At 60.3% G+C, this 22,538-nt stretch carries 21 protein-coding genes; 10 read left to right on the top strand and 11 right to left on the bottom strand.

What is annotated here, in order from left to right; translation table 11 throughout:
- Positions 1-54: 54 nt before the first annotated feature.
- Genes V8J81_RS10365 through V8J81_RS10355 form a run of 3 tightly spaced genes read right to left on the bottom strand, consistent with a single transcriptional unit; the run spans position 55 to position 2,955 of the window.
- On the bottom strand, positions 55-939 hold the full coding sequence (locus tag V8J81_RS10365) for a PP2C family protein-serine/threonine phosphatase (RefSeq protein WP_368475677.1): 885 nt from the start codon (positions 937-939) through the stop codon (positions 55-57).
- On the bottom strand, positions 932-1,624 hold the full coding sequence (locus V8J81_RS10360) for an FHA domain-containing protein (protein WP_368475676.1): 693 nt from the start codon (positions 1,622-1,624) through the stop codon (positions 932-934). Before V8J81_RS10360 ends, V8J81_RS10365 begins: the two co-directional genes overlap by 8 nt.
- Entirely contained in the window at positions 1,621-2,955 is a 1,335-nt protein-coding gene (locus V8J81_RS10355; protein WP_368475675.1) for a serine/threonine-protein kinase, read from the bottom strand. The genes V8J81_RS10360 and V8J81_RS10355 overlap by 4 nt, the downstream gene beginning before the upstream one ends.
- A 596-nt stretch (positions 2,956-3,551) precedes the next feature.
- On the opposite strand from V8J81_RS10355, the gene pufB reads away from it, so the two are divergent.
- The 4 genes from pufB (at position 3,552) to V8J81_RS10335 (ending at position 6,299) form a co-directional block, all read left to right on the top strand.
- Positions 3,552-3,707, top strand: a complete 156-nt coding sequence (gene pufB / locus V8J81_RS10350) for a light-harvesting antenna LH1, beta subunit (protein WP_339982414.1) — start codon at positions 3,552-3,554, stop codon at positions 3,705-3,707.
- Between the two features lie 15 nt (positions 3,708-3,722).
- Positions 3,723-4,085, top strand: a complete 363-nt coding sequence (locus V8J81_RS10345; RefSeq protein ID WP_368475674.1) for a light-harvesting protein — start codon at positions 3,723-3,725, stop codon at positions 4,083-4,085.
- Between the two features lie 101 nt (positions 4,086-4,186).
- Positions 4,187-5,578, top strand: a complete 1,392-nt coding sequence (locus V8J81_RS10340; RefSeq protein WP_368475673.1) for a PucC family protein — start codon at positions 4,187-4,189, stop codon at positions 5,576-5,578.
- Positions 5,579-5,645: 67 nt separating this feature from the next.
- On the top strand, positions 5,646-6,299 hold the full coding sequence (locus tag V8J81_RS10335) for a hypothetical protein (RefSeq protein WP_368475672.1): 654 nt from the start codon (positions 5,646-5,648) through the stop codon (positions 6,297-6,299).
- On the opposite strand, the gene V8J81_RS10330 is transcribed toward V8J81_RS10335, so the two are convergent.
- The gene (locus tag V8J81_RS10330) at positions 6,287-7,180 is read right to left on the bottom strand and encodes a hydrogen peroxide-inducible genes activator (protein WP_368475671.1); all 894 of its coding nucleotides are present in this window, start codon (positions 7,178-7,180) and stop codon (positions 6,287-6,289) included. The two genes, V8J81_RS10335 and V8J81_RS10330, sit on opposite strands and share 13 nt — an antisense overlap.
- Positions 7,181-7,315: 135 nt before the next feature.
- On the opposite strand from V8J81_RS10330, the gene katG reads away from it, so the two are divergent.
- Complete coding sequence (gene katG / locus V8J81_RS10325; RefSeq protein ID WP_368477625.1) at positions 7,316-9,487, top strand: catalase/peroxidase HPI; 2,172 nt, start codon at positions 7,316-7,318, stop codon at positions 9,485-9,487.
- Between the two features lie 190 nt (positions 9,488-9,677).
- Here the strand turns inward: katG and V8J81_RS10320 are convergent, their stop codons facing one another.
- From V8J81_RS10320 to V8J81_RS10295, 6 genes are all read right to left on the bottom strand, one after another.
- Positions 9,678-10,058: a DUF1801 domain-containing protein gene (locus V8J81_RS10320; RefSeq protein ID WP_368475670.1), complete on the bottom strand. Its 381-nt coding sequence runs from the start codon at positions 10,056-10,058 to the stop codon at positions 9,678-9,680.
- Between the two features lie 82 nt (positions 10,059-10,140).
- Entirely contained in the window at positions 10,141-10,449 is a 309-nt protein-coding gene (locus V8J81_RS10315; protein ID WP_368475669.1) for a hypothetical protein, read from the bottom strand.
- Positions 10,450-10,482: 33 nt separating this feature from the next.
- Positions 10,483-11,532, bottom strand: coding sequence for a hypothetical protein (locus V8J81_RS10310; protein WP_368475668.1), 1,050 nt, complete (start codon positions 11,530-11,532; stop codon positions 10,483-10,485).
- Positions 11,529-11,936, bottom strand: coding sequence for a DUF4383 domain-containing protein (locus V8J81_RS10305; RefSeq protein WP_368475667.1), 408 nt, complete (start codon positions 11,934-11,936; stop codon positions 11,529-11,531). The genes V8J81_RS10310 and V8J81_RS10305 overlap by 4 nt, the downstream gene beginning before the upstream one ends.
- A 177-nt stretch (positions 11,937-12,113) precedes the next feature.
- Positions 12,114-13,604 (bottom strand): FAD-binding oxidoreductase, encoded by a 1,491-nt coding sequence (locus V8J81_RS10300; RefSeq protein WP_368475666.1) that lies wholly within the window; start codon positions 13,602-13,604, stop codon positions 12,114-12,116.
- Between the two features lie 267 nt (positions 13,605-13,871).
- Positions 13,872-15,551 carry a BCCT family transporter gene (locus V8J81_RS10295; RefSeq protein ID WP_368475665.1) on the bottom strand — a complete coding sequence of 560 codons (1,680 nt, stop codon included), beginning with the start codon at positions 15,549-15,551 and terminating at the stop codon, positions 13,872-13,874.
- A gap of 266 nt (positions 15,552-15,817) precedes the next feature.
- Between V8J81_RS10295 and V8J81_RS10290 the strand changes: the two genes are divergently transcribed.
- The 4 genes from V8J81_RS10290 (at position 15,818) to V8J81_RS10275 (ending at position 18,938) form a co-directional block, all read left to right on the top strand.
- Entirely contained in the window at positions 15,818-16,438 is a 621-nt protein-coding gene (locus V8J81_RS10290; RefSeq protein ID WP_368475664.1) for a class I SAM-dependent DNA methyltransferase, read from the top strand.
- Positions 16,435-17,163, top strand: coding sequence for a hypothetical protein (locus tag V8J81_RS10285; protein ID WP_368475663.1), 729 nt, complete (start codon positions 16,435-16,437; stop codon positions 17,161-17,163). Before V8J81_RS10290 ends, V8J81_RS10285 begins: the two co-directional genes overlap by 4 nt.
- A 75-nt stretch (positions 17,164-17,238) precedes the next feature.
- On the top strand, positions 17,239-18,186 hold the full coding sequence (locus V8J81_RS10280) for an NAD(P)-dependent oxidoreductase (RefSeq protein ID WP_368475662.1): 948 nt from the start codon (positions 17,239-17,241) through the stop codon (positions 18,184-18,186).
- Between the two features lie 188 nt (positions 18,187-18,374).
- Positions 18,375-18,938 (top strand): CIA30 family protein, encoded by a 564-nt coding sequence (locus V8J81_RS10275; RefSeq protein WP_368475661.1) that lies wholly within the window; start codon positions 18,375-18,377, stop codon positions 18,936-18,938.
- A 9-nt stretch (positions 18,939-18,947) separates the two neighbouring features.
- On the opposite strand, the gene V8J81_RS10270 is transcribed toward V8J81_RS10275, so the two are convergent.
- Positions 18,948-19,805, bottom strand: coding sequence for a LysR family transcriptional regulator (locus tag V8J81_RS10270; RefSeq protein ID WP_368475660.1), 858 nt, complete (start codon positions 19,803-19,805; stop codon positions 18,948-18,950).
- 260 nt (positions 19,806-20,065) lie between these two features.
- Between V8J81_RS10270 and V8J81_RS10265 the strand changes: the two genes are divergently transcribed.
- Complete coding sequence (locus tag V8J81_RS10265) at positions 20,066-22,516, top strand: GcvT family protein (protein WP_368475659.1); 2,451 nt, start codon at positions 20,066-20,068, stop codon at positions 22,514-22,516.
- Positions 22,517-22,538 lie beyond the last annotated feature (22 nt).

Here is a 22,538-nt window from a genome sequence, read left to right as displayed (position 1 = left end):
GCGCTTCCAGCTTTGCGACGGTCTCACGTGGATCTGGCGCAAGGCCCTGCATCATCACCCCCGCGGCTCAATGGAAATGGACGGGGTGACGGCGCGGCGCATGGCTTTGAGCATGGCGCTCGGCGCCTGAAACAAACCGCTGTTCCGGGTCACGCATTTCCGCAGCATCGGTCGGATAACCACGAGCGACGTGTTGTCCTGATCTGGATCATTCAGGGTCGCCAAAGCCTCAAGAAGATCGTTCGCAATGATGCGACTCGGTTCATTGCGGGCGCGCAGCAAAAGCGCTTCGATGATAGGATCGGGCAGGTATTGAAGTCCGTCGCTGGCCAAAACCAATATATCGTCCGCGCGCAATTCAAGCGGGGCGTCCGGGCAGTCAATTTCGGTGAGCGTTTCGCCTGTCAAAGCGGATGTCAGGCAATTACGCTGGGGATGAGCGGCAGCCTCGGCCTTGGTCATAGCGCCATTTGCGGCCATCAGGTCCAGTTGCGGGGCCATGGAATGATCCGCATTCAAGCGAGAAAGCTTTTCGTCCCGAAAAAGATAAAGAACGGAATCCCCCACCGAGACCCAGTGCAGGTCGCGCCCCGCGAGATACGTGGCCACAACCGTGCCGCCCATGCCCTCATGGTCCGGGCGTGCTGCAAGGCAAGCCTTCAGCCCGGTATTTGCCTTTTCGACAGCTCCCCTCAGGGCGTCGGACGGTGCGGCTTGGCGCGCACTTTCCTGCATTGTCAGGGCGGCGAAGACCTCCGAAACGATCGCGCGGCTGGCCAGATCTCCGGCTGCATGACCGCCCATCCCATCAGACAAAATAGCAAATCCATCCCTTGCACCAAACGGGAATGAAACGGCCACAGCATCTTCTTGGCGTGATCGCGTGCCTTGCGCGAGGGCTGAGGCAATGTCGAAATCAAACTCGGGCTGATCAGTCATCGCCGCTCTCATTCCATGTGAAGCCGGAATCGCAGAACGCATGAAAACGCAGGGTGGTTTTACCGATACGGATCGTGTCGCCGTGTTGGATTTCTTCTGTGGCAAGCACAGGCATATCGTTGCGCCGGACCGCGTTGGCCTTGTTGCCGTGCCCAAGGAAGAAGCGGTTCTGTTCGGCGTCGTACATTATGGAAGCATGTCCAGCGCGCGAAATGCTCTCATCCCCGAAATTCATGCTGATGTCTTGATCGTCGCCACGACCGATGGATGAAACCCGCGTTGTCACCGGAAAGAAGGCGCCGCGGCCAGGCCCGTCGATGACGACAAGAAAACCGGCAGGGTAGGTCGGGCCATCTGTTGAAACTTCGGACGCCGCCTCAGACCCCGGACCAGCGCCAAGAAAGCCAATGACTCGCGTCTTCGCGCGATCTGGCGGTTGGGCATCTTGAGAAGCAGGCGCTGGAATTTCACTTCGTGCTGGCACCGGCGCAACTTTGGCTGTGTCCGCTTCAAGATCCCATATTTGGCGCGGCTGATCCGTTCGCGGTCGACTAATCGCTACGCGCCGGGGTTTGGCTGGCGGTTGTGAGACCGGATGCGAGGTGCGTGCGCCTGCGGTTGGTTCTTCCACCGAAGCTGGTGGACGCATCCGCACGGCAACATTGCGTAGTCTTTTGATACTCATGCGATTTCCTCTGTTTGATCATCCCCATCGACCGCCCTGGGGGAGGTTTTGGAGGCTTTCCCGAACAGCGACAGCCAGCTTGGGCGACCCGAAGCAGCTTCTGCTGGCGCATTCCTGTTCAAAACTTCCGGACGGCTGTGCCGAAGCTGCATCCGTTCAATCGGTTGCAGTTTTGGTTTTCGGGGCCAATTGGGATGCGCGGTTGCGACTTCTGCGGGCGGAAAGGTGCCCCCATCATCAATCGGCGGTTCAGGCTGTACGACGCGCACTTCGGGTTTTGCCACGACTGGTTTTGGCGGGTCGTTTGCTGGTTTGGGTGGTTCAGAAGCCTTCGGCGTGAAATCGCGAAAGAAGTCGCGGACGAGTTGAGAGACTGTCATGTCCAGCGTCTCATCCTGTTCCGCTTGTTCAAGCAGCCGCTCCTTACGACGCGTATCGTCGATCATTGACAGCCATGTATCGGCATCCGGCAGCCGGTCCTTTGGGAACAGGCTGAGGCATTGCCAAATGGCCGTGATGAAATCGGCATCATATCCGTCGATGTGTGGCTGTGGCGGCAAGGGGTCGGCCACGTCACGCGCTGCGGCAGCCATCCGAACCTGGCTACTGGGCGGAGCGGTTCCGGTGAGCAAATGAAAGAAGGTTGCGGCGAGGGCGTATAGATCGCTCGCATAGGTTTGGTCGCTGCCTGCGACATAGAATTCTTGGGGCGAATAGCCGTCTTTGACCGTTTGCAGTTTCGATAGCACGCGGCTGACCCGCGTCGCGTCTTCCCGTGCCGCGCCGAAATCGATCAATACGGGAAGGTCGTCATCATCCACCAGTATGTTGTCAGGCGAGATGTCGCGATGAAGGATGTCATTTTCGTGGATGTAGTCGAGCGCTTGCAAAAGCTGCGACAGCAAAGATTTCACAAGCTCAGGCGTCAGGCGATCAGGCGTGGTTTCAATAATGTCGAGAAGTGTGCGCCCCTCGACAAAATCCATGGCCATGTAGGCTGTACCGTTGTCGCGAAAATACTGGTGAACACCTACGACATAGGGGTTTTGTAGCATTGCAAGCGCGCGCGCTTCCTTCTCGAACAACTCGAGGATCGCATCGAATTCGACTGCATTTCCCTGGCTGCGAACGCAGACCGTCTGATGCGAGCGAAAGCACATCGCGCTAGGAAAACACTCCTTGATGACCACGCGCCGCCCAAGGCTGTCGCAGGCCAAATAGGTCACACCGAAGCCGCCAGCGTTGAGGTAACCTTCAATGGTGTACTGACCGGCACACAAGGTTGCGCCGGGGGGCAGCTCATCTCCTTGAAGCGTTGGTTCCGGTTTCATTGAATTCCTGCGGTTTCGAAAGTGCGTAAACGCCCTCAATTCGGATGGAGCGCGCTCGTGACCCTTATGTCGCGCTTCAACCATGGCCCGATTGCGGCACTCCGTGGCGTAACTCAGGCCAAATGCGCGCAATTCAGGATGATTTTTCTAGGGTTGAACGCCTCCTCTACCGCGCAAAAGGCTATGGAAAGGGCGACTCTGCTGTCATGCTGGATTGACACTTTACATCGTGAAGGGGCGGTCTTCGCAATGCAAAAGACACAGCAAGGCGTTGGTTTTTCGTGGTTTTGGATGCGGCGCCACGGACAAAAATCACTTCAGATGAAACAGCTTTGAATCTTCGCAAAGCGTTTATTGACAAGGGTTTAGGTGCGTCCGACCGAGATTTGATCTCAACACGGCTTTCGGTTTCACGCGAGGAGGTGGTGTAAATCACAATTTACAGTTGACCTGTCAGACTGGTGTGACATTCTTAATCTCGATGGACCCGGATGCCAGACGCCTATGTGTCTTCGCCTCTGCGGGCCCGTCGCTCGCCGGTTCTGAGGTGCCTGCACCTTCGGACCAAATCTCGAAGCGAAGAGGAGAGGAACATCATGTCTGATGATCCGGATAAAGTCTGGCCTACGGGTCTGACCCTCAAAGAGGCGGAAGAGGTGCATAGCTACCTCATCGATGGCACGCGGGTGTTTGGGGGGATCGCTTTGGTCGCTCACTTCCTCGTGGCTGTTGCAACGCCTTGGCTGGGCTGACGGGAGCAAGATCGCATGAACAATTCAAAGATCTGGCTTGTTGTTAAGCCCACCGTCGGTATTCCGCTGTTTCTTTCAGCGGTAGCCGTCGGCTCGTTTGCGGTGCATGTCGCCGTTGTCAGCAACACCACCTGGGTGTCTGATTTCCTGTCTGGACAGGAACTCGGCTCGGGCTCGGCGGCGCTGGAAACGGAAACGAATATCCTGCCCGCAAGTGCGGACGTCACACCTGACGCGCCAATGTATCTCGACGCCGCTGCCGATGACGGCATGACGGTAATTCTGCCCGATGGGCGGACAGCAAGGCTTGTCATCGAAGACCCGGTGACGCTGGCCTCCGCGAGGACATTGCTACCAACCGACACGGCGCTCGAATAAGCGCCTTGTTCTCCACGACCGGGGGATAGAAGCGCGCGTCGCTTCTTGACCCGGCCCGGTCGCCAGATTTCTCCAGCGACCATCAGCAACGGGGCAGCTTCTTGAGCGGCATTCGTGACAATATCCTGCGCCGCATCACTCGGATCGCGCCGCGCTACCTGCCGTTTGCCGATGTTGCCAGCGAAACGGCTCCCTTGTCGCGGCTCCTACGCCTTTCCCTATTCCAGGTTTCCGTGGGCATGGCCCTTGTTTTGCTGGTCGGCACGCTCAACCGCGTGATGATCGTGGAGCTTGGCGTGCCAGCCTCACTTGTCGCAATCATGCTGGCTCTGCCGCTGATTTTCGCGCCATTTCGTGCGCTCATCGGGTTCAAATCCGATCAACACCGTTCCGCCCTTGGATGGCGACGTGTGCCCTACATCTGGAAGGGTACAATGCTGCAATTTGGTGGTTTTGCCATCATGCCTTTTGCCCTGCTGGTCTTGTCCGGCTACGATCAGGCGGCGGATGCGCCGCTTTGGATCGGCCGCACCTCCGCTGCGCTCGCCTTCCTGCTGGTTGGGGCAGGGGTCCACACCGTCCAAACCGTCGGCCTCGCCTTGGCGACTGACCTTGTGGAGGTTGAAGAGCAGCCAAAGGTCGTGGGCCTGATGTATGTGATGCTGCTTGTCGGCATGATCGTCAGCGCGTTGGTTTTTGGCTATCTTCTGGCTGACTACACCCCGGGGCGGCTTGTTCAAGTTGTGCAAGGCGCGGCCGTGACAACCATCGCTTTGAACCTTCTCGCCCTCTGGAAGCAGGAGCCGCGCGACCGCGCCCGCGCCGCCAACCCGCCGCCGGTTGAGGCGTTCTCGGATGCATGGGCTGTCTTCTCTGCCCGCGAAGGCACAATGCGCCTTTTGATCGTTATCGCACTTGGAACGATGGCCTACGGAATGGCCGAGGTTCTGCTGGAGCCCTATGGCGGCGAAGTCCTTTCGATGTCGGTCGCTATGACCACACGGCTGACCGCAGTTTTGGCGGGCGGCGGCCTACTGGGGTTCTGGTTTGCCAGTCACGTTCTCTTGCGCGGGGCAGAGCCCCTGAACGTTGCCACTTTCGGGGCCGCCATCGGTGTGCCTGCGTTTATCGCGATTGCCATCGCCGCTCAGATGGGGGGTGTTGCCCTCTTCACGTTTGGCACGTTCGTCTCAGGAGTGGGGGCGGGCCTGTTTGGGCACGGCACCCTGACGGCCACTATGCGCCGCGCGCCGCGGTCACAGATTGGCTTGGCGCTCGGCGCATGGGGCGCGGTGCAAGCGACTGCCGCCGGGATCGCAATCGCCGCCGGCGGCGTGATCCGCGATGTCATCCTTGCCATGCCCGGCACATCCCGACCCGCCACACCGTATATACCTGTTTTCCTGCTCGAAGCTGTCTTCTTGGTGGCGGCTTTATGCGTAATCTGGCGTTTACATGCACAAGCGCCTCGAAATCTGGGCATTGAGCCCTAACATAAGGATTTGGTAGTCTCGATTACGTAGATTGCCACCGTCCGTTCATTTGGGGAGGCCCGTTCGAATGTCCACGATTGTTACCCGGCTCTATGAGGATCCGGCCAACGCCGACGCTGCTGTTGAAACGCTTAAGGCAGAAGGCTTCCCTGAAAGCTGCATGAGCGTTGTGGAGCAAGCCTCGCGGCGGTCTGCCCAGGACATGATTGAAGAGGCGGGCGTACCCGCCGACGCGGCACAGCAATACGCACAGCACCTTACTGCCAATCGCGCCCTTTTGGTGGTGCGCGCGCCATTCGCCCCGTTCGGCGCTGCACGCCGCGCAATTGAAGTCGCCGACAGCTATCCGGCCTTCAATGCGGGCGTCGCGAATGAGAACATGAACATCCCCGAAGAGCCGAACCCGGAGCTCTTCCTTTCGATCTTGCCGTCTCATCGCCTGTTCCTGACGAACATGTTGGATGTGCGCAACGATCTGAAACCGCGCGGCTTTTCTCGGGCCTTTGGCATCCCCACATTGTCAGAAAAGCCGAAAAAGCGGATGCGCCCGGCCGTGATTGATCAACGGTTTGCGGATTTCGCGTTCCCGCTGCTGTCCCGTCGCCATCGCAAGATGACGCGCAAGCACACGATGGACCGTTTCTTCGCCACCTTCATTTTGCCCCATATCTGGCGGCGCAAGCCCAAGGCGCGCGTCGGCGCTTGGCGTTACACGACCTGAACAGCGGCCCTCAGCACCTCGGCCATCCCGTTTAGCTGATGGCCAAGCGGGCTGCTTTTGCGCCAAACCATACCCACTGTGCGTCTCGGCTTTCGCCGTCCAAACCGTGCGACAGACACATCGGCGGATGGTGTTTCCACGCCCACGGCCATTTCCGGGATCAGCGTCACGCCTATCCCAGCACCAACCATTTGCACCAAGGTCGACAGGTTAGATCCATCCAACCCCTCGCGCGGCAGGGGAGAGCGGATATTACAAAACTCCAGCGCCTGATCGCGGAAGCAATGCCCTTCTTCCAACAGAAGCAGACGCATCTGGGCCAGTGTCTCGGCGTCAGGGACCGGCTTTTCCGCATCGCTGGCCGGGCGGATCAGAACGAATTCCTCATCATGGAGCGGCACTTCTGTTAGTCCAGGCTCGGACACCGGCAAAGCCAGCACAGCACAATCAAGCCGCCCCGCGCCAAGATCTTCGATCAATTTCGGGGTCAGCGTCTCCCGAATATGGAGGTCGATGTCTGTGTAGCTGTTGCTGAGTGCGCCTATGATGCGAGGCAGCAGATAAGGTGCGATGGTGGGTATGATCCCAAGGCGCAGCCGCCCGACAAGACTGGTTTCCGCGGCCCTGGCCAGCTCGCCCAATTCGTCCACGTCACGCAAAATCCTGCGTGCCCGCTCCAGGAACCGCTCACCAAAACCCGTCAGTCGCACGTTTTTTCCGCCGCGCTCGAACAGGGCCAAGCCAAAACTTTCTTCCAACTCTTTAATCTGCATGGAAAGGGCAGGTTGGGTCACTGCGCAGGCATCCGCTGCGCGCCCGAAATGGCCGTGCTGTGCAAGTGCCTCGACATATCGCAATTGTTTAAGCGTCAGATTATTCATCAGGTGAGCTTATCATGACTATCAGAAAATCCAACTGTAGCTAATGATCGGTGGCTGCTAACCTCAAGACAATCGCGAGTCGCAAGACCGGTGCGCCGCGTGCCAGTCAAATAGCCAATAGGGAAGAGAGACATGATGGACGGAGCCCCGATTTCGACAGGCCGTTGCCCCGTAATGCACGGGCCGGGCAAGCAACCAAGCGCCAGCACCGCGAATGAGCATTGGTGGCCGAACCAATTGAACCTCAAGCCGTTGAATGGCAATTCGCCAAAGCTGGACCCGATGGGTGAAGCGTTTGATTATGCAAAGGAATTCCAAAAGCTCGATATGGAGCAGGTCAAGGCGGATCTTGTCGCGCTGATGACGGAAAGCCAGGACTGGTGGCCCGCGGATTACGGCCATTACGGCGGCCTGATGATCCGCCTTGCATGGCACTCCGCCGGGACGTATCGCACCTATGACGGTCGCGGTGGCGCAGGGAATGGCACGCACCGGTTTGCACCGCTGAACTCCTGGCCCGACAATGGAAATCTCGACAAGGCACGCCGCTTGCTGTGGCCGGTGAAAGAGAAGTACGGGCAGTCCTTGTCCTGGGCCGATCTGTTCATCCTCGCAGGCAACATGGCCTTGGAGTCGATGGGCTTCAAAACCTTCGGCTTTGCCGGCGGTCGCGAAGACGTGTGGGAGCCCGATGAGGATATCTATTGGGGGCCAGAGGCGACTTGGCTAGGGGATGAGCGCTATTCTGGCGACCGCGATTTGTCCAACCCACTGGCCGCTGTGCAGATGGGTCTGATTTACGTGAACCCTGAAGGCCCGAACGGTAACCCGGACCCGCTCGCATCGGCCCACGACATCCGCGATACATTCGCGCGCATGGCCATGAACGACGAAGAAACCGTCGCGCTGGTTGCAGGTGGCCATACGTTCGGCAAGGCACACGGCGCTGGCGATCCCGAGCTCGTGGGCGCGGAGCCAGAGGGCGCGCCGATCGAACAGCTAGGCCTTGGTTGGAAGAATGACTTCGAATCCGGGAAGGGTGTACACGCCACGACCTCAGGCATCGAAGGGGCTTGGACGCCGAACCCGACCCAGTGGGACATGGGTTATTTCGACATGCTCTTTGGCTACGAGTGGGCGCTGACGAAGTCGCCTGCCGGGGCAAACCAATGGCAGCCGGTTGATCTGAAAGAAGAAGACATGGCGCCTACTGCCGATGGGCAGGGCAAGACCTTCATCATGATGACGACAGCAGACATGGCGATGCGCATGGATCCGGCCTATGAGAAAATCAGCCGCGATTTCCACGCCAACCCCGACAAGTTCGCCGACGCTTTCGCGCGGGCTTGGTACAAGCTGACCCACCGCGACATGGGGCCGATCCAGCGCTACTTGGGTCCGGATGTGCCCAGTGAAGAGCTGCTCTGGCAGGACCCGGTGCCGGAGGGGCCGACCCTTTCGGACGCTGACGTGGACGCGCTGAAGGCGCAGATCATGGACAGTGGCTTGTCGGTGCAGGAACTGGTTCGCGTCGCTTGGGGCTCTGCGGCCTCTTACCGCGACAGCGACAAACGCGGCGGGGCCAACGGCGCGCGGATCCGTCTTGCCCCTGCGAAGGATTGGGAAGTCAACAACCCGGCCGAATTGTCCAAGGTTCTGAAGGTGCTGGAAGGCATTCAAAGCGGATTTGGCAAGCCGGTGTCGATGGCTGATCTGATCGTTCTGGGCGGCGGCGCTGCCATTGAAGCGGCGGCAAAAGCCGGTGGCCACGACGTGACCGTGCCCTTCACCTCGGGCCGCGGCGATGCGAGCCAAGAGCAGACGGATGTTGAGGCCTATGATGTGCTGGAGCCGAAATCTGACGCGTTCCGCAACTATCATGCGCCGTTCAGCCTGCGCGAGCCGGCGGAGATGATGGTCGACAAGGCGCAGCTTCTGGGCCTGACCATGCCGCAAATGACCGTTCTGATGGGCGGGATGCGGGCGCTTGGTGCCACCCATGGTGACAGCAAGCATGGCGTTCTGACCGACACGCCTGGAGTCTTGAACAACAAGTTTTTCAAGAACTTGCTCAGCATGGAGACATCGTGGACCCCAACGGACAGCGGCGTGCTGGAAGGCCGTGATGGCTCGGGTGCGGTCAAGTGGACAGCCACGGTGGTCGATCTGGTCTTTGGCTCCAATAGCCAGTTGCGTGCCGTGGCCGAGGTCTATGCCTGCAACGATGCGGAGCGGAAGATGGTTGATGATTTCATCGCCGCCTGGGTCAAGGTCATGGAGAACGACCGCTTCGACCTACATCGCTGAAGCCGTTGAATAATCTGAGGGATGGGGGCGTGCTGAGGGATCGGCGCGCCCTTTCCTATTGGTGTTTCGCCGACTGCGTCGTCGACCAATGCGAGGGGGAGCCCCCCTCGCGCTCCCCCATTTCTCAGGGGCTCTGCCCCGTCGCCTTGGGCGGCTCCCCGGAGGTTTTTTGGGCAACATGAAAGGGTGTTCAGCGTTTGTCGCGATGGTAGGTAAGCGCCATTGCAGCGATCTGTTGGAAGGCAGCTGCTGAATACGGGCCGGATGCGGGGAGCCGCACGGCGCGGTTTCCGGAGTATGTGAATTCCGTGGGAAAGAGAACGCGGTACCGGGAAACGAGATCAGTCTGGCAATGGACAAACATCGCTGGATGTTCGGCATCCGCACCCAGTCGAACCGTTGTGCCGGCACGCTTTGCAGGCAGATAGGCGGGTTGGCCCCATTTGAGCGTCTCGGTCAGTGGCGCGGTGTTTGTGGCATCCGCTGCGGCGAAGATCAGGTCGCGCATTTCAAGCAGGCGATTTCCGTGCAGGCCTTTGAAGGCCTGGTATGTCTCGGTGACGCTGTCCATGGCGTGAAGGCTAGCTTCTTTCGGGTCTTGCGTCATGCAGTGTACTGACAGCGCAATGTCAGGGGGGGGTGAGCGGAGGCGTTTATTCGTTGCGTCTAATATCATCGCGCAGAAATCTGGGGATACAGGCCTCCAACCCGGCAGGGAGAACAAGGTATGCGCCTGCCTCATAAAGCTGTGCTGGAAGGTTGTCTGCCTCGGACCTCAGAGTGAGAGAAATGGGCGAACGTCCTGTGATCGTGACATTTTCTGGCAGGGCTGAGATCAGACCAGCTGGAGGAAAGGGGACGAATGCCGCAGGTGCCTCGCCACCCAAACGCATGACCAAAGCGAGGATAGCAATCCAGCCGATCAACACGACCGGAAGTGCTATCAGAATGCGTTTCAGCACGATCTTACCGAAACGCCGTTGCAACCAAGATGCTCAATAATCATGGATATGTTCCAGCGTCAGGCCCGCCGCTTCCAGCTCCCGCAGGGCATCGGCAAGGGAGGTTACTGGCACAAGAAACAGGTGCCGCGTGTCGCCATAGCCTTGCCGGGGAAGCGAGGCCAGCGCGTCGGCAAATTCCGGGCTTTCAGACAGGGCCGTGAACATGATTTGGTCGTTCCCCGCCATATCTAGGAAATTAGCGCCCTGAGCAGCCCATGAGGCGAGGATGGACGTCAGTTCGCGATAGCGGGGTGTTTCGATCTCGATCCCGCCACCTTGCACATCGCCGAGGATCGTGACGCCTTCGATGCTTTCAATTTGTACGGGCGTCAGGCCGCTGACGACCATTTGCAGGGTCAGATCATCAAATCCCGTGGCGGCAACGGCTTGCGCGATGACATCCGCGTAAGCGGCGCGCGACAGGTGTTCGAGGCCGAGGGCAAACGCGCGCTCCTGATCACGGAACGCATCGGTAGCCGCCGCGTTCAGCGTGGCGGCATCGCCGCGAAAATCGTAGCGGTACCAAGGGACCTGCTGCAGGAAGGCCGCGTATTCGGCGGCTTGCAGGGCTGAAAGGTTGTCGAGCCGGGTCTGCTGCGGGCCGCGAACCCAAGTCGCGACGCGGCCAATGGTCTCTTCGTAGAGGCCCTTCATCAGCATCTCGAAGGTGAAGGACACGCCGATGACGTGCACTAGTTGGCGCGTGCCGCCGTCGATTTCCCCAAGCTCCGCGCTGGCACGGGTCAGCGTGCAGAGAGACGACCAATAGCCAGCAATTGCGCGCAGATAGCCGAAATCGTGCGGATCGCCCTGGTCAATGACGGTGGCGTAATCGTCATAGGCGTGGACGATGTGCCATTCGGGATAGGTCAGAAGCGTGCGAATCTCGGGCCGCGTTTCCGAGCTGAGCGGGTTGGCGGGCGCAGGTTCACCAGAGCCGCGACACATGGCTTCGACGTAGATGGAGGGCGCGGCGAGCGTGAGGACCAGCATCAGCAGAAGCTGGAGCGCGCGTTTCAGGAAAGTGCCGATTAGTTTCATGTCTGGCGGCCTGCTATGAGGCCAGCCCCAAGCGCAATGGCGCCCAGACCGATATGCGGTGCGTTGGCCGCGACGCGCAGGAAGGTGAATTCAGGCCCGAGGCTCTCATTCGTGAAGATCGCGAAATCGAGGAAGCCCCAGCCGGTGAAGATGCCGAAGATGCCATCGGCGAGGTAGGCCGCGCCAAAGATCAAAAGGAACGTCCGGGCGGAGCGGTTTGAGATCAGGCCGGCGAGGAACGCCCAGATGGCGGAGGCGAGGTGGAGCGCGTCGTCGAACGGGTCGAGAGCGAAGATGCCGAAGGCGAGACCTTCATCATCGGTGAGCCCGGGGATGTAGTTGATCGCAGCCACGGCAAGGAGGACGACAGCGTAGATGAGGCAGAGGCGACGGATCAGGGACATGGGTTCGGGTCTTTGCGTTTGGGGCCTGGTGTGGCGTGATCTCAAGGAGTGGCTTGCGCCGCAAGTCTTTTGCCTCGTTGTCCGGTTTGCGCCGGCCTTTCGCGCATGAGAAGCATCGCCTTCGACCGGAGATATTTCTGGATCTTGGGAGACAGGGCGTCTTTTGAGTGGCGTTAGTCAGAGGTTGGCCATGTAGCTGTCCCACAGATTGTTGCGGAGGGTAAGCGTCGGGTCGATTTCGCGCTTGAGCGAGGCGAGGTCTGCCGCGCGGGGATAGGCTCGGGTGAATTGATCGAGGGTCGCATGGGGGCGGTAAGGCAAGTAGTAGCGCCCGCCGATTGCGATGATGCGTTCGATCAGGGCTTGCGTCATGCGCTGGTGGTCGGCCTCGGCGCGCGCGGTCAGTTCTTGGGTGAAGGACATGACGGCGGCGATCGTCGGGGTGGGGGAGTGAGGCAGGAAGCTGTCGGTATCGGCGTCCACAAAGCGAAGCGTGACGTTGAGGAATTCGACGAAGGCGTCGGGGATCACGTCGCGGCAGGCCTGAAGGAAGCCGTCGAAGGCGTCGAACGGGACAAAATACTCGTGCAGGATGTCGACTCGGGTCGAGTCGCGGTCATCGAGGGTGACGATGGGTTCGTTCATCAGGCTGTTGCGAGTGCTTTCGCCGGCGAAGCGCGGACCAAGTGACGTCTCGACCCACCAGCGCCAATCTTTCATGCCCTCGCGGCCGACCTGGCCACGGTAGAGGTAGGAGGCGGCGTAGGACATCCAGCCGGATTCGGTGGCGGCGGGGATGTCGGATTGGTCCTCGGTGGGGGAATAGGTGACCAGCAGCGCTTCTTCGAAGAGGGTGTCGCGGGTGACGTTCAGGCGCCCATAGGCCATGGGTTTGGTCGGGTCGTCGACGGCAGCTTGGAAGGCTGCGGGGAAGTCAGTGGCGGCCATGGTCTCAAACGCGGGCGCGAGGCGCTGGTTGGGGACCATTTCGACTTCCATATCGACGATGAGGCCCGTCAACCCGTAGCCACCCATTGCCATCTGGAAGAGTTGGGAGTTTTCCGTACGCGAAGCGGTGACAAGCTCGCCCGAGGGCAGGACCATGCGGATGTTGCGGACGGTCGCGCCCATGGGCCCATAGGGCACGGGCCAGCCGTGGGCGCCGACGGAGAAGGTCGCGGCGACGCCGAAGTCGTGGTTGGACTGCATGACGGCGGGGGAGAAGCCGATCGGGTCGAGGGCCGCGATCACGTCGCGCCAGCGCGCACCGCCGTTCACGCGGTAAGTGCCGTTGGCAGTGTCGGGCTCTAACCATGCATTGTCGACGGTGATGGCATGGCCGTCACGGGGGATGCTCTGCCCGCCCATGGAGTGGCGCGCGGCGGAGACGCAGACCGGGCGCCCCTCGGCTTGGGCGGCGCGAAGTTCGCTTCGGAATGCTTCAACAAGGGCATCGTCGTGGCCCGTGGGGCGGCGGTGGATGTGGATCGGCGTAGCTTGAAGCTCAGATGCGTCGTTGAGGAACAATCCTTCAGGCGTGCTGCCGATGCGGTTCACGCCCTCAAGCTGGCTGAGGCCTGGCGCCCAAGCGCGACCTGCGAAATATCCGCCTGCTGCGCCTGCGCCCAACAGCAAGGCGCGGCGGGAAAGCGTTCCTGTTTGGGCCATAGGCTATCCTTCCTCGTCCTCAATGTGGCTCGGTGATCGCTTCGTGAACGATGTTCAATACCTTATGCCGAGGTCCTCACGGATCAAGCATGGCAGAAGGTAAGGAAAACCGGAAGCGAGTGCTAATGGGCTTCAATATGGAATGGTTCCCACTGACACCGCGCGATTGTCGCTCCAAAGCTTGCGGGAGGTGTCCGGCACATTTGTTCATCAAAACGAAAACGGGCCGCCTAATGGCGGCCCGTTTCTGTTGGTCAGTCAGTAGCCTTATTCAGCAGGTGTTGCCGAAGGCACCTCATCATGGGTGGTGGCCACGCCCGCCGCTTCACGCCTACCATCGTTGAAGATGGCCTTGATCAGCGCGATGCACATCAGGGCCATCACGGCCGAGAATGGCAGCGCCCCGATGACCATGGCGGTCTGGATCGCGCCTGTGCCGCCCGAGATCAGCAAGCCGCCAACCACAAGGGCCAGCGCTCCACCCCAGAACAGGATGTGCGGACGTGCTTTGGGGCCTTCGTCACCGGCCGCGTTGATCGTGTTCACGATCAGAACGGCGGAGTCAGCCGACGTCACAAGGAACGTCATCAGCAAGACCACGATCAGCACCGCCATACCCCAGGCGAGAGCCTGCGCGATGGGCGCGAGCATGAACTCGGTCATGGCGAAGATCTTGTCACCATTGGCCGCATCCAGGATCACACCGTTGGCGTCGCCGTTCAGCTCCAGATCGATGGCGGTGCCACCGGCCCAGGAGAACCAGACAAAGCACATCAGCGACGGCACGATCATGGCGCCCAGGACGAACTCACGGATCGAACGACCCTTGGAGATGCGTGCAAGGAACAGTCCCACGAAGGGTGCGAACGCGATCCACCATGCCCAGTAGAAAACTGGCCACCAGCCCTGCCATTGCGTCAGCAGGAAGGACTCAGACCCTTCAACCCCGTCGGACGAATAGACGTTGAAGCTCAAGAACGGCAGTTCGCGCAGGTAGTCGAAGATACCCACGAAGAAGGCCGAGGCCCCGAAGAACGTCGCACCAAAGATGATGAAGAAGCCTAGCAGGACAATCGACAGCACCATGTTGATGTTCGACAGCCATTTGATGCCTTTGCCCACACCGGACAGCGCCGACAGCGTCGAAGCCCCCATGATCACGGCCAATGCCACGATGATACCGAGCGTTGTCGCTGAGCCATCCTCAAGCACGAGGCCACCAATACCGATCCGGTTCAGGCCGGCCACGAACTGCTCCACCCCAAAGCCGAGCGTTTGCGCGACACCAAGGATGGTCGCAACCACAGCAACGATGTCGATGATGTGACCCAAAACGCCCGATAGCGACTTGCCGAAAAGCGGTGTCAGCGACGACCGGATGGTGAGCGGAAGACCACGGCGATAGCTAAAGAATGCAAGGGCAAGGCCAGCAACAGCGTAACACGCCCACGCGCCCAGACCCCAGTGCAGGAACGACCAGACGTAGGCCGTGCGCACATTGTTGGCATCCAGCGCGGTCGTTTCACCCGTGATGACCGACGGGTTGTTCTGGAAGTGCGCGACGGGTTCCGCCACGGCCCATGTCAACATACCGACGCCGATACCGGCACCGAACATCATCGAGAACCATGAGAAGTTTGAGAATTCGGGCTTTTCTCCTGGAAGGCCAAGCGTCATGCGCCCGGCTGTGGGCCAAATTGCCAAGCCAAGACAGACAATGATGAAGGCTGCAACGACCCAGATGTACCAACCGGCGAAGGCGGAAAGGATCGCTCCGTTCCAGTCGCCCAGGACATTCCCGGCCTGGATCGGCCAGAAGATACACCACACCACCAGGACAGAGATGATGATTTTACTTACAACTGCAACGTTGACACTAAATCCCCGATAAAAGCCGCTCTCTGCGGTTTTGATCGGTAGATCTGTAAGTGGGGGTTCGATAGCCATGCAGGTCTCCTCGTCCTAGCGCGCTTTATGGCAGTGTGCCGCCAGTCCCTTACTTGCTGGTCGCAAGCCCTAGGCGGCCCTCTGACCCGCTTTTCGCGGGGTTTATTGGTCTGTGGCGAAAAGGCTAATCGCGATTCTTTTCATTCCCAAAGTAATTTCTTTCGCCCAGGGGTTGATTTTGATGAGTCCAAATCCACCAGACGCTGCTTGACCGCACACCATTGGGCGCGTGATCGTCGTTTCACGCACCGGACACCGGGGGACAGATGACCGAGCTCGACAACGCCTATGACGCAACAACGCCCGAAGCGGCGAAGGCGAAATATAACGCATGGGCAGATGCTTATGAGACGGAGTTGATGTCAGGCGGCTACCGCTTGCCGTGGATTATGGCAGCGGCAGTCGCCTCGTACGTTCCGCGTTCTGCGACACCACTTCTTGATGCTGGCTGCGGTGGAGGGCTTCAAGTGGAGCCGTTGCATCTGCTGGGATATCGCGGCTTTACTGGCCTGGATCTGTCGCCGGGCATGTTGGGCGTGGCGCGGGGCAAGGGCCTCTATGACGATCTTGTCGAAGCGGCCCTTGGCGGCTCGTTGCCTTTTGCGGATGACAAGTTTGCGGCGACACTGACGGCGGGCACGATCACGCCCGGCCATGCCCCGCCCAACGCATTCGAGGACCTTGTTCGGGTCACAAAGAAGGGCGGCTTCCTGATCTACTCCATGCGTCACGATGCAGGGCAGGAGCCTGCTTATCTAGAGGCTATTGCTCGCTACGAGGCTGATGGTCTTTGGCGCGAGATTTTTCGCACGCCAGTTTTCCATACGATCCCGGTGGGTGCGCCAGAGGTCATGAACGCTGTGCACGTCTGTGAGGTTTTGACGTGAGGGTTTGTGATGAGCTGTGGAACCATCCGCACGGCGGCACGGTTCCGGACCTTGCCGATCTGTTGCAGGCGGAAACGGTCGCGGAGCTTTCTGCCTTATCGGGCGCGCGGCAGGACGCGGCTGCCAGCGCAATGGAACGGCAGGCGGAGCGTTCTATGGCTGAAGCGCGTGCGTTTGCTGCAGATCTAAAGGCCAAGGGGATCGCATTTGACGTGGACCGCGTCCTGCGCCCGAGCTTGTGGGAGCGGCTTCAGGACAAATGGGATGAATGGCGGCATGGTTGGACGAGCCAGCCCCCCTCCGCGCCTTCGCACGCGGCGGAGGATCAGCTTTTCGCCTTCGATCTGCCCCTGGCTCTGACCTTTCCGCCCCGGTCACTCTCCCTCGATTATGAAACAATCGATACCGAGGTCATGCGCCTCACCGATGCTCTGGCCCGCCAAATCACCGCGCAACGGGGGCGTGGGCCTTTGCAGGTGGCAATCCCGGACGACGTCTATGACGAGATTGCTGAAGAGGATGAATGGTCCGAGGTTGCGACCATCGCGTACGAGGCCGATTGCGCTGTGGGCTATTGGCCCCCGAATGGTCAGCCCGCGCTTCTCTTGTCCGTGGTGCAGGAAGACCCCGAACACGTGATCGAGGTTAAGCTTTTGGCCCATGGTGGACCAGCACATCGCCGCTTTGTCGCGGAGTTGGAGGCGCTTGGCGGTTCCGTTGGCTGACGGGATGTCGGAAACAGGCGGGCGGGCGTACGGCGTGCTGGGGGAGCGTGGCGGCGCACAGGAAGGGACAGGCATATGCAGGTAGGGTTTATCGGTTTGGGCTCCGTCGGTGGTAAACTGGCGGGCTCGCTGTTGCGCAACGGCGTATATTTGCGGGTCCACGATCTTGATGCGGATTTGGTTGAGGGGTTCGTGGCGCGGGGGGCTGTTGCGGGCGCTGATCCTGCCGCGATGATGCGCGACTGCGACGTGGTTATCACATGCCTGCCATCGCCTGCTGCGAGTGCCGCGGTAGTTGACGCGATGTTGCCCGAGGTTACAGCTGGCAAGATCTGGATGGAGATGTCCACGACCGATGCTGCAGAGATCCTGCGTATCGCGCCACTTGTTGAGGCGCGCGGCGGTGCAGTAGCAGAATGCCCTGTTTCTGGCGGGTGCCACAGGGCGGATACAGGCAATATCTCGATTTACATGAGTGGGGAGCGGTCCGTCTTTGATCAGGTGTTCCCGCTGCTGACGAAGATGGGGCGGCGTGTGCTGCACACGGGGCCTTTGGGCGCGGCATCGACCCTGAAGGTGATGACCAACTATCTGGCGACGGGGCATCTGCTGATGCTGTGCGAGGCGTTGACCGTGATGCGGGCGGCGGGGGTAGATTTGGCGACAACGTACGAGGCGATAGCGGTTTCGTCCGGCAACTCCTTTGTGCATGAGACGGAAAGCCAGTTGATCCTCTCGGGCTCTCGCGATGTGAACTTCACTCTTGATTTGATCCAGAAAGACGTGGGGCTGTTCCAGGCGATTGCTGAGCGCAATAACGTGCCGTTGGAGATCAGCCCGAAGATGATCGAGATGTTGACCGACGGGCAGCGCGTGCTGGGCGAGGCCGCGCAGAGCGACCGGATGATTGAGTTGCTGGAGGCGGCGACGGGATTGGATGTACGGGCGGATGGATTTCCGATGGAACTGGTCGACGACGAGCCGGAGGAAGAGGGATACGAGGTTGTCGTAACACGCGGCTGACCGTGTTGGGTCTCAATGTTGATCACGCGTGATCAAACGGGGTTGGGGCGATTTTCTTCAACGAAATCAACGATAAGCGCAGAAGAATATTTCTACATTTCTAGAAGTGTTTCGGCGACTTCTATAGCTACAAACTAACCGCGGACATTCTTCTTTGTCGTCACCCGTTGTGAGCTAACTTGACGATTATGGAGTGGACTTTAGCGACAAGGAAGGCTTTCCGCGCGGGCCTGTTTGGCTTGGCACTGTGGAGTGTATTTGGGATGGGGCAGGCGATGGCACAGGTTTGGGACGCGTTTGATGCGGGCGCAGACTCGCGTTGGGATTACGTCGCCGACGGTGTGATGGGCGGCGTCTCCGAAGGAGGGGCGGTGCTGGAAGACGGGGCTATAGCACTGCGCGGGCAGGTGAGCACCGCGAACAATGGTGGCTTCATTCAGGTGCGACGACGGTTTGAGGGCGGCTGGCCGGAGCAGACAGAGGGCCTGCGCCTTACGGTGCGGGGCAACGGCGAGACGTACTACGTGTTTTTGCGTATCACGGGGCTGACGCGGGTTTGGCATTCCTACCGTGCGTCGTTCACCGCCGGAGCGGATTGGACTGAGATCTCGCTGCCTTTTGCGGAGTTTACGCCCTCCCACGCCGGAATGGCGCCGCGTTTCACTCCGGATCAGGTGATCAGCATAGGACTAGTGGCGTACGGACGCGACCACGAGGCGGAGTTGATGGTGCGTGAGATCGGCCTTTACTGAGTGCGCGTGTCAGCGGCGGCCGGTTAAGGCCATTCGCCCGCGCAGAACCTTGGCCATACGACGATACCCCGCGCGGTGGCGGTTGCGCAGGTGCATGGCGGTGAAAACTGGCTGTGCGATGATGGGGGCGTCTTCAACCGCCTGCGCGGTGCCATCGGCGATTAGGGCATCGGCCATCTCGGCAGGCAGGTAGGTGGTGCCTTGTAAAGCGATCAACAGACCGCGAACGGCAGCGGCCTGGCCAGAGCTAATCGTGCCTTCGCTGAGGCCCGGCAAGAGTGTTGCATGGGTTTGCGCAAAGGCCGGGGCGTAGTTGGGCAGGATGTATTCGGTTGGTTTGACTTGAGCGAGCGTGTCTGCGGTAAGCGAGACCATGCGATATGGGATCTCACCCATCGACTCGAAATACAGATCTGGCGAGGGGCGCGGCGTGAAGACGACGCCGAGGTCAAGGGCGCCGTTTTCAAGGTCGCGGCACATCTGCCGGGAGTAGTCGCCATCAACATAGAAGCCGCAATCCGGCAGGGCAGACCGTAGTGCGGTCAGCCAATCGGCCACGTGGTTATCGAGAAGATCGTGCTGAATGCCGATGCGGAGCATCACGGCTGCGCCGTAGGGTTTGACGTCGGCCTGCGCGTCGGCCCAGGCCCGGCGCAGAACACGGGCGTGGGTTTCGAACCGAAGGGCCGCGGTCGTTGGCTGTGTGCCGGAGCGGGATCGCTCAAAAAGCCGCTCTCCAAGGGCTTTTTCGAGCGCTTTCACACGGCCCGAGATCGTGGATTGTGTGACGTCGAGGCGGTCGGCGGTGCGATTGAAGCTCCGTGTTTCAAGGAGGTCTAGGAAGGTCTGGACCTGTTCGATCTGCATGGGCCGTGTCGCCTTTTGCCGGGTGGGTGGGCCCGCCCACCCACCCCGTTTGGGGGTTCCACCCCCGTCGCTGAAGCGACTCCCCCGAGGTATTTTTGAAACAAGGAAGACGGCGGGCGAGCGGGATGTGGTCTAATCGGTTTGTCCGATTAAAACAGATGCTGATTGCGAATTGAACTGCGGAGTTTCCGATACGATACTTTCGCGCGAGACAATCAGGAGGCGCGCCGGGATGGCAGCGCCCGCAAGGGGAGAGAAACATGGCTGATCTGCCAAGCACCGCACGCGTCGTTATCATCGGGGGAGGGGCCGTCGGGACCTCGGCGCTTTACCATCTGGCGCAAGCCGGTTGGACCGATTGCGTGCTCTTGGAGAAGAACGAGCTGACGGCAGGCTCGACCTGGCACGCGGCGGGGAACTGCCCGAACTTCTCGACCTCTTGGGCAGTGCTGAACATGCAGCGCTATTCGCTGGAGATGTATCGCGGGCTGGCCGAAAAGGTCGACTATCCGATGAATTACCATGTGACCGGCGCCTTGCGATTGGGTCACACGAAAGAGCGCAAGCAGGAGTTCGAGCGGGTGATGGGCATGGCCCAGTATCAGGGCATCGACATGAAGATGTTGGAGCCCGAGGAGGCCAAGGAGTATTACCCGTTTCTGGAAACCCACGATCTGAGCGCGGTTCTGTGGGATCCCTATGATGGCGACATTGACCCCGCGCAGTTGACGCAGGCCATGGCCAAGGGCGCGCGCGATCTGGGGGCGCAGATCCATCGCTTCACGCCCGCCACCGGCGTGCGGCGTGAGAATGGCGAGTGGATCGTTGAGACCGAAAAGGGCGAGATCCGCTGCGAATACGTGGTCAATGCCGCCGGTTACTATGCACAGCGCGTGGGCGAGTGGTTCCGCCCCTTCGGTGGGCGCCGGGTGCCGATGGTGGTTATGTCGCACCAGTATTTCCTGACCGAGGAAATCGCGCAGGTAAAGGAATGGACCGAGGCCAACGGGCGCAAGCTGCCGATGATCCGAGATGTGGACAGCTCCTACTACCTGCGGCAGGACAAGCATGGTCTGAACCTCGGGCCCTATGAGCGCAACTGTAAGGCGCATTGGGTGACGCCTGAGGACCCGATGCCCGAGGATTTCTCGTTCCAGCTGTATCCCGACGATCTGGACCGTCTGGAATGGTATATCGAGGATGCGATGGAGCGGGTGCCGCTGCTGGCTGAGGGCGGTGTGGGCCGCAATATCAACGGCCCCATCCCCTACGCGCCCGATGGTCTGCCGATGATCGGCCCGATGCCCGGGGTTGAGAACGCGTTTGAGGCGCACTCGTTCACCTTTGGCATCGTGCAGGGCGGCGGCGCTGGCAAGGTGCTGGCCGAGTGGATCACAGAAGGCATGACCGAGTGGGACATGTGGGCCGTCGATCCGCGGCGTTACACCGACTACACCGATCACGAGCATTGCCTGGCCAAGGCGCTTGAGACCTATGGCCACGAATACGGGATGCACTTCCCGTGGAAGGCCTGGCCTGCGGGCCGCGACAAGAAGCTGTCGCCGAACGATGCGAAGGTGCGTGACCTGGGCGGTCAGATGGGCGCGTTTGCGGGCTGGGAGCGGGCAAATTGGTTTGCGAAGGACGGCGACGATACTTCGCTTGAGGCGACCGAGACCTGGGGGCGTGCTGGCCCGTGGGAACAGCGGGTGAAGGAAGAATGCGAGGCGGTGCGCGATAGTGTCGGAGTCCTCGATTTGCCTGGTTTCTCGCGCTTCAACCTGACGGGTGACGGTGCCGCGGAGTGGCTGCGCGGCCGGATCGCGGGCGCGCTGCCTAAAGTGGGCCGGATGAACCTTGGCTACTTCCCTGATCCGCGGGGCCGGATCCTGACCGAGATGTCGCTGATCCGGCATGACGAGGACCATTTCACCCTGATCACCGCTGCGCCTGCGCAGTGGCATGATTACGAGGTGCTATGGCGCGATGGGCTGCCAGAGGGCGTGAGCCTGACCGATCACACGACCGAATTATCGACGCTGATCGTGACTGGCCCCAAGGCGCGCGATCTGTTCGAGCAGATTGGCACGGACGCGGATCTGTCTCTTGGGTGGCTGACGCATCAGACGGCAACAGTGGCGGGTCAAAGCGCCTTTCTGGCGCGCGTGTCCTTTGCCGGTGAACTGGGGTGGGAGATCCACGCGGCAAACGATGTGATGCCTACGATTTACGAGGCCGTTCTGGCGGCTGGTGCGAAACCGTTCGGGATGTTCGCGCTGAACGCGTTGCGCATCGAGAAGGGCTACCGCGCTTGGAAGGGCGATTTGTCGACCGACTACACCTTGTTGGAAGGCGGGATGGAGCGGTTCATCAAGTTCGACAAACCGCAGGATTTCCCCGGCAAGGCGGCGCTGTTGTCTGAAAAGCAGAGCGGTGTGAAAAAGCGGTTTGTGACGCTCAAGGTCGATGCCGGAGAGGCTGACGCGCCCTATATGTCGACGATCATCAAGGATGGCGACGTGGTGGGGGAGACGACGAGCGGAGCGTGGGGCTACCGGGTTGGGCATTCCGTAGCTCTGGCCATGGTCCGTGCTGATCTAGCCGAGCCTGGCACAGAGCTGGACGTCAATATCTATGGCGAGATTTGCAAGGCTACCGTTCAAGGTGATGGCCCGCTCTGGGATCCGCAGAATGAGCGAATCCGTGCGTGAGCCGTCGCTCCTCGGGTCTGCG

Origin of the sequence: Gymnodinialimonas sp. 202GB13-11 (genome assembly GCF_040932485.1) — a bacterium.
Lineage (GTDB): Bacteria > Pseudomonadota > Alphaproteobacteria > Rhodobacterales > Rhodobacteraceae > Gymnodinialimonas > Gymnodinialimonas hymeniacidonis.
Note: the sequence above shows the minus strand (reverse complement) of the source record. Positions and strands in the feature narration are given on the sequence as shown.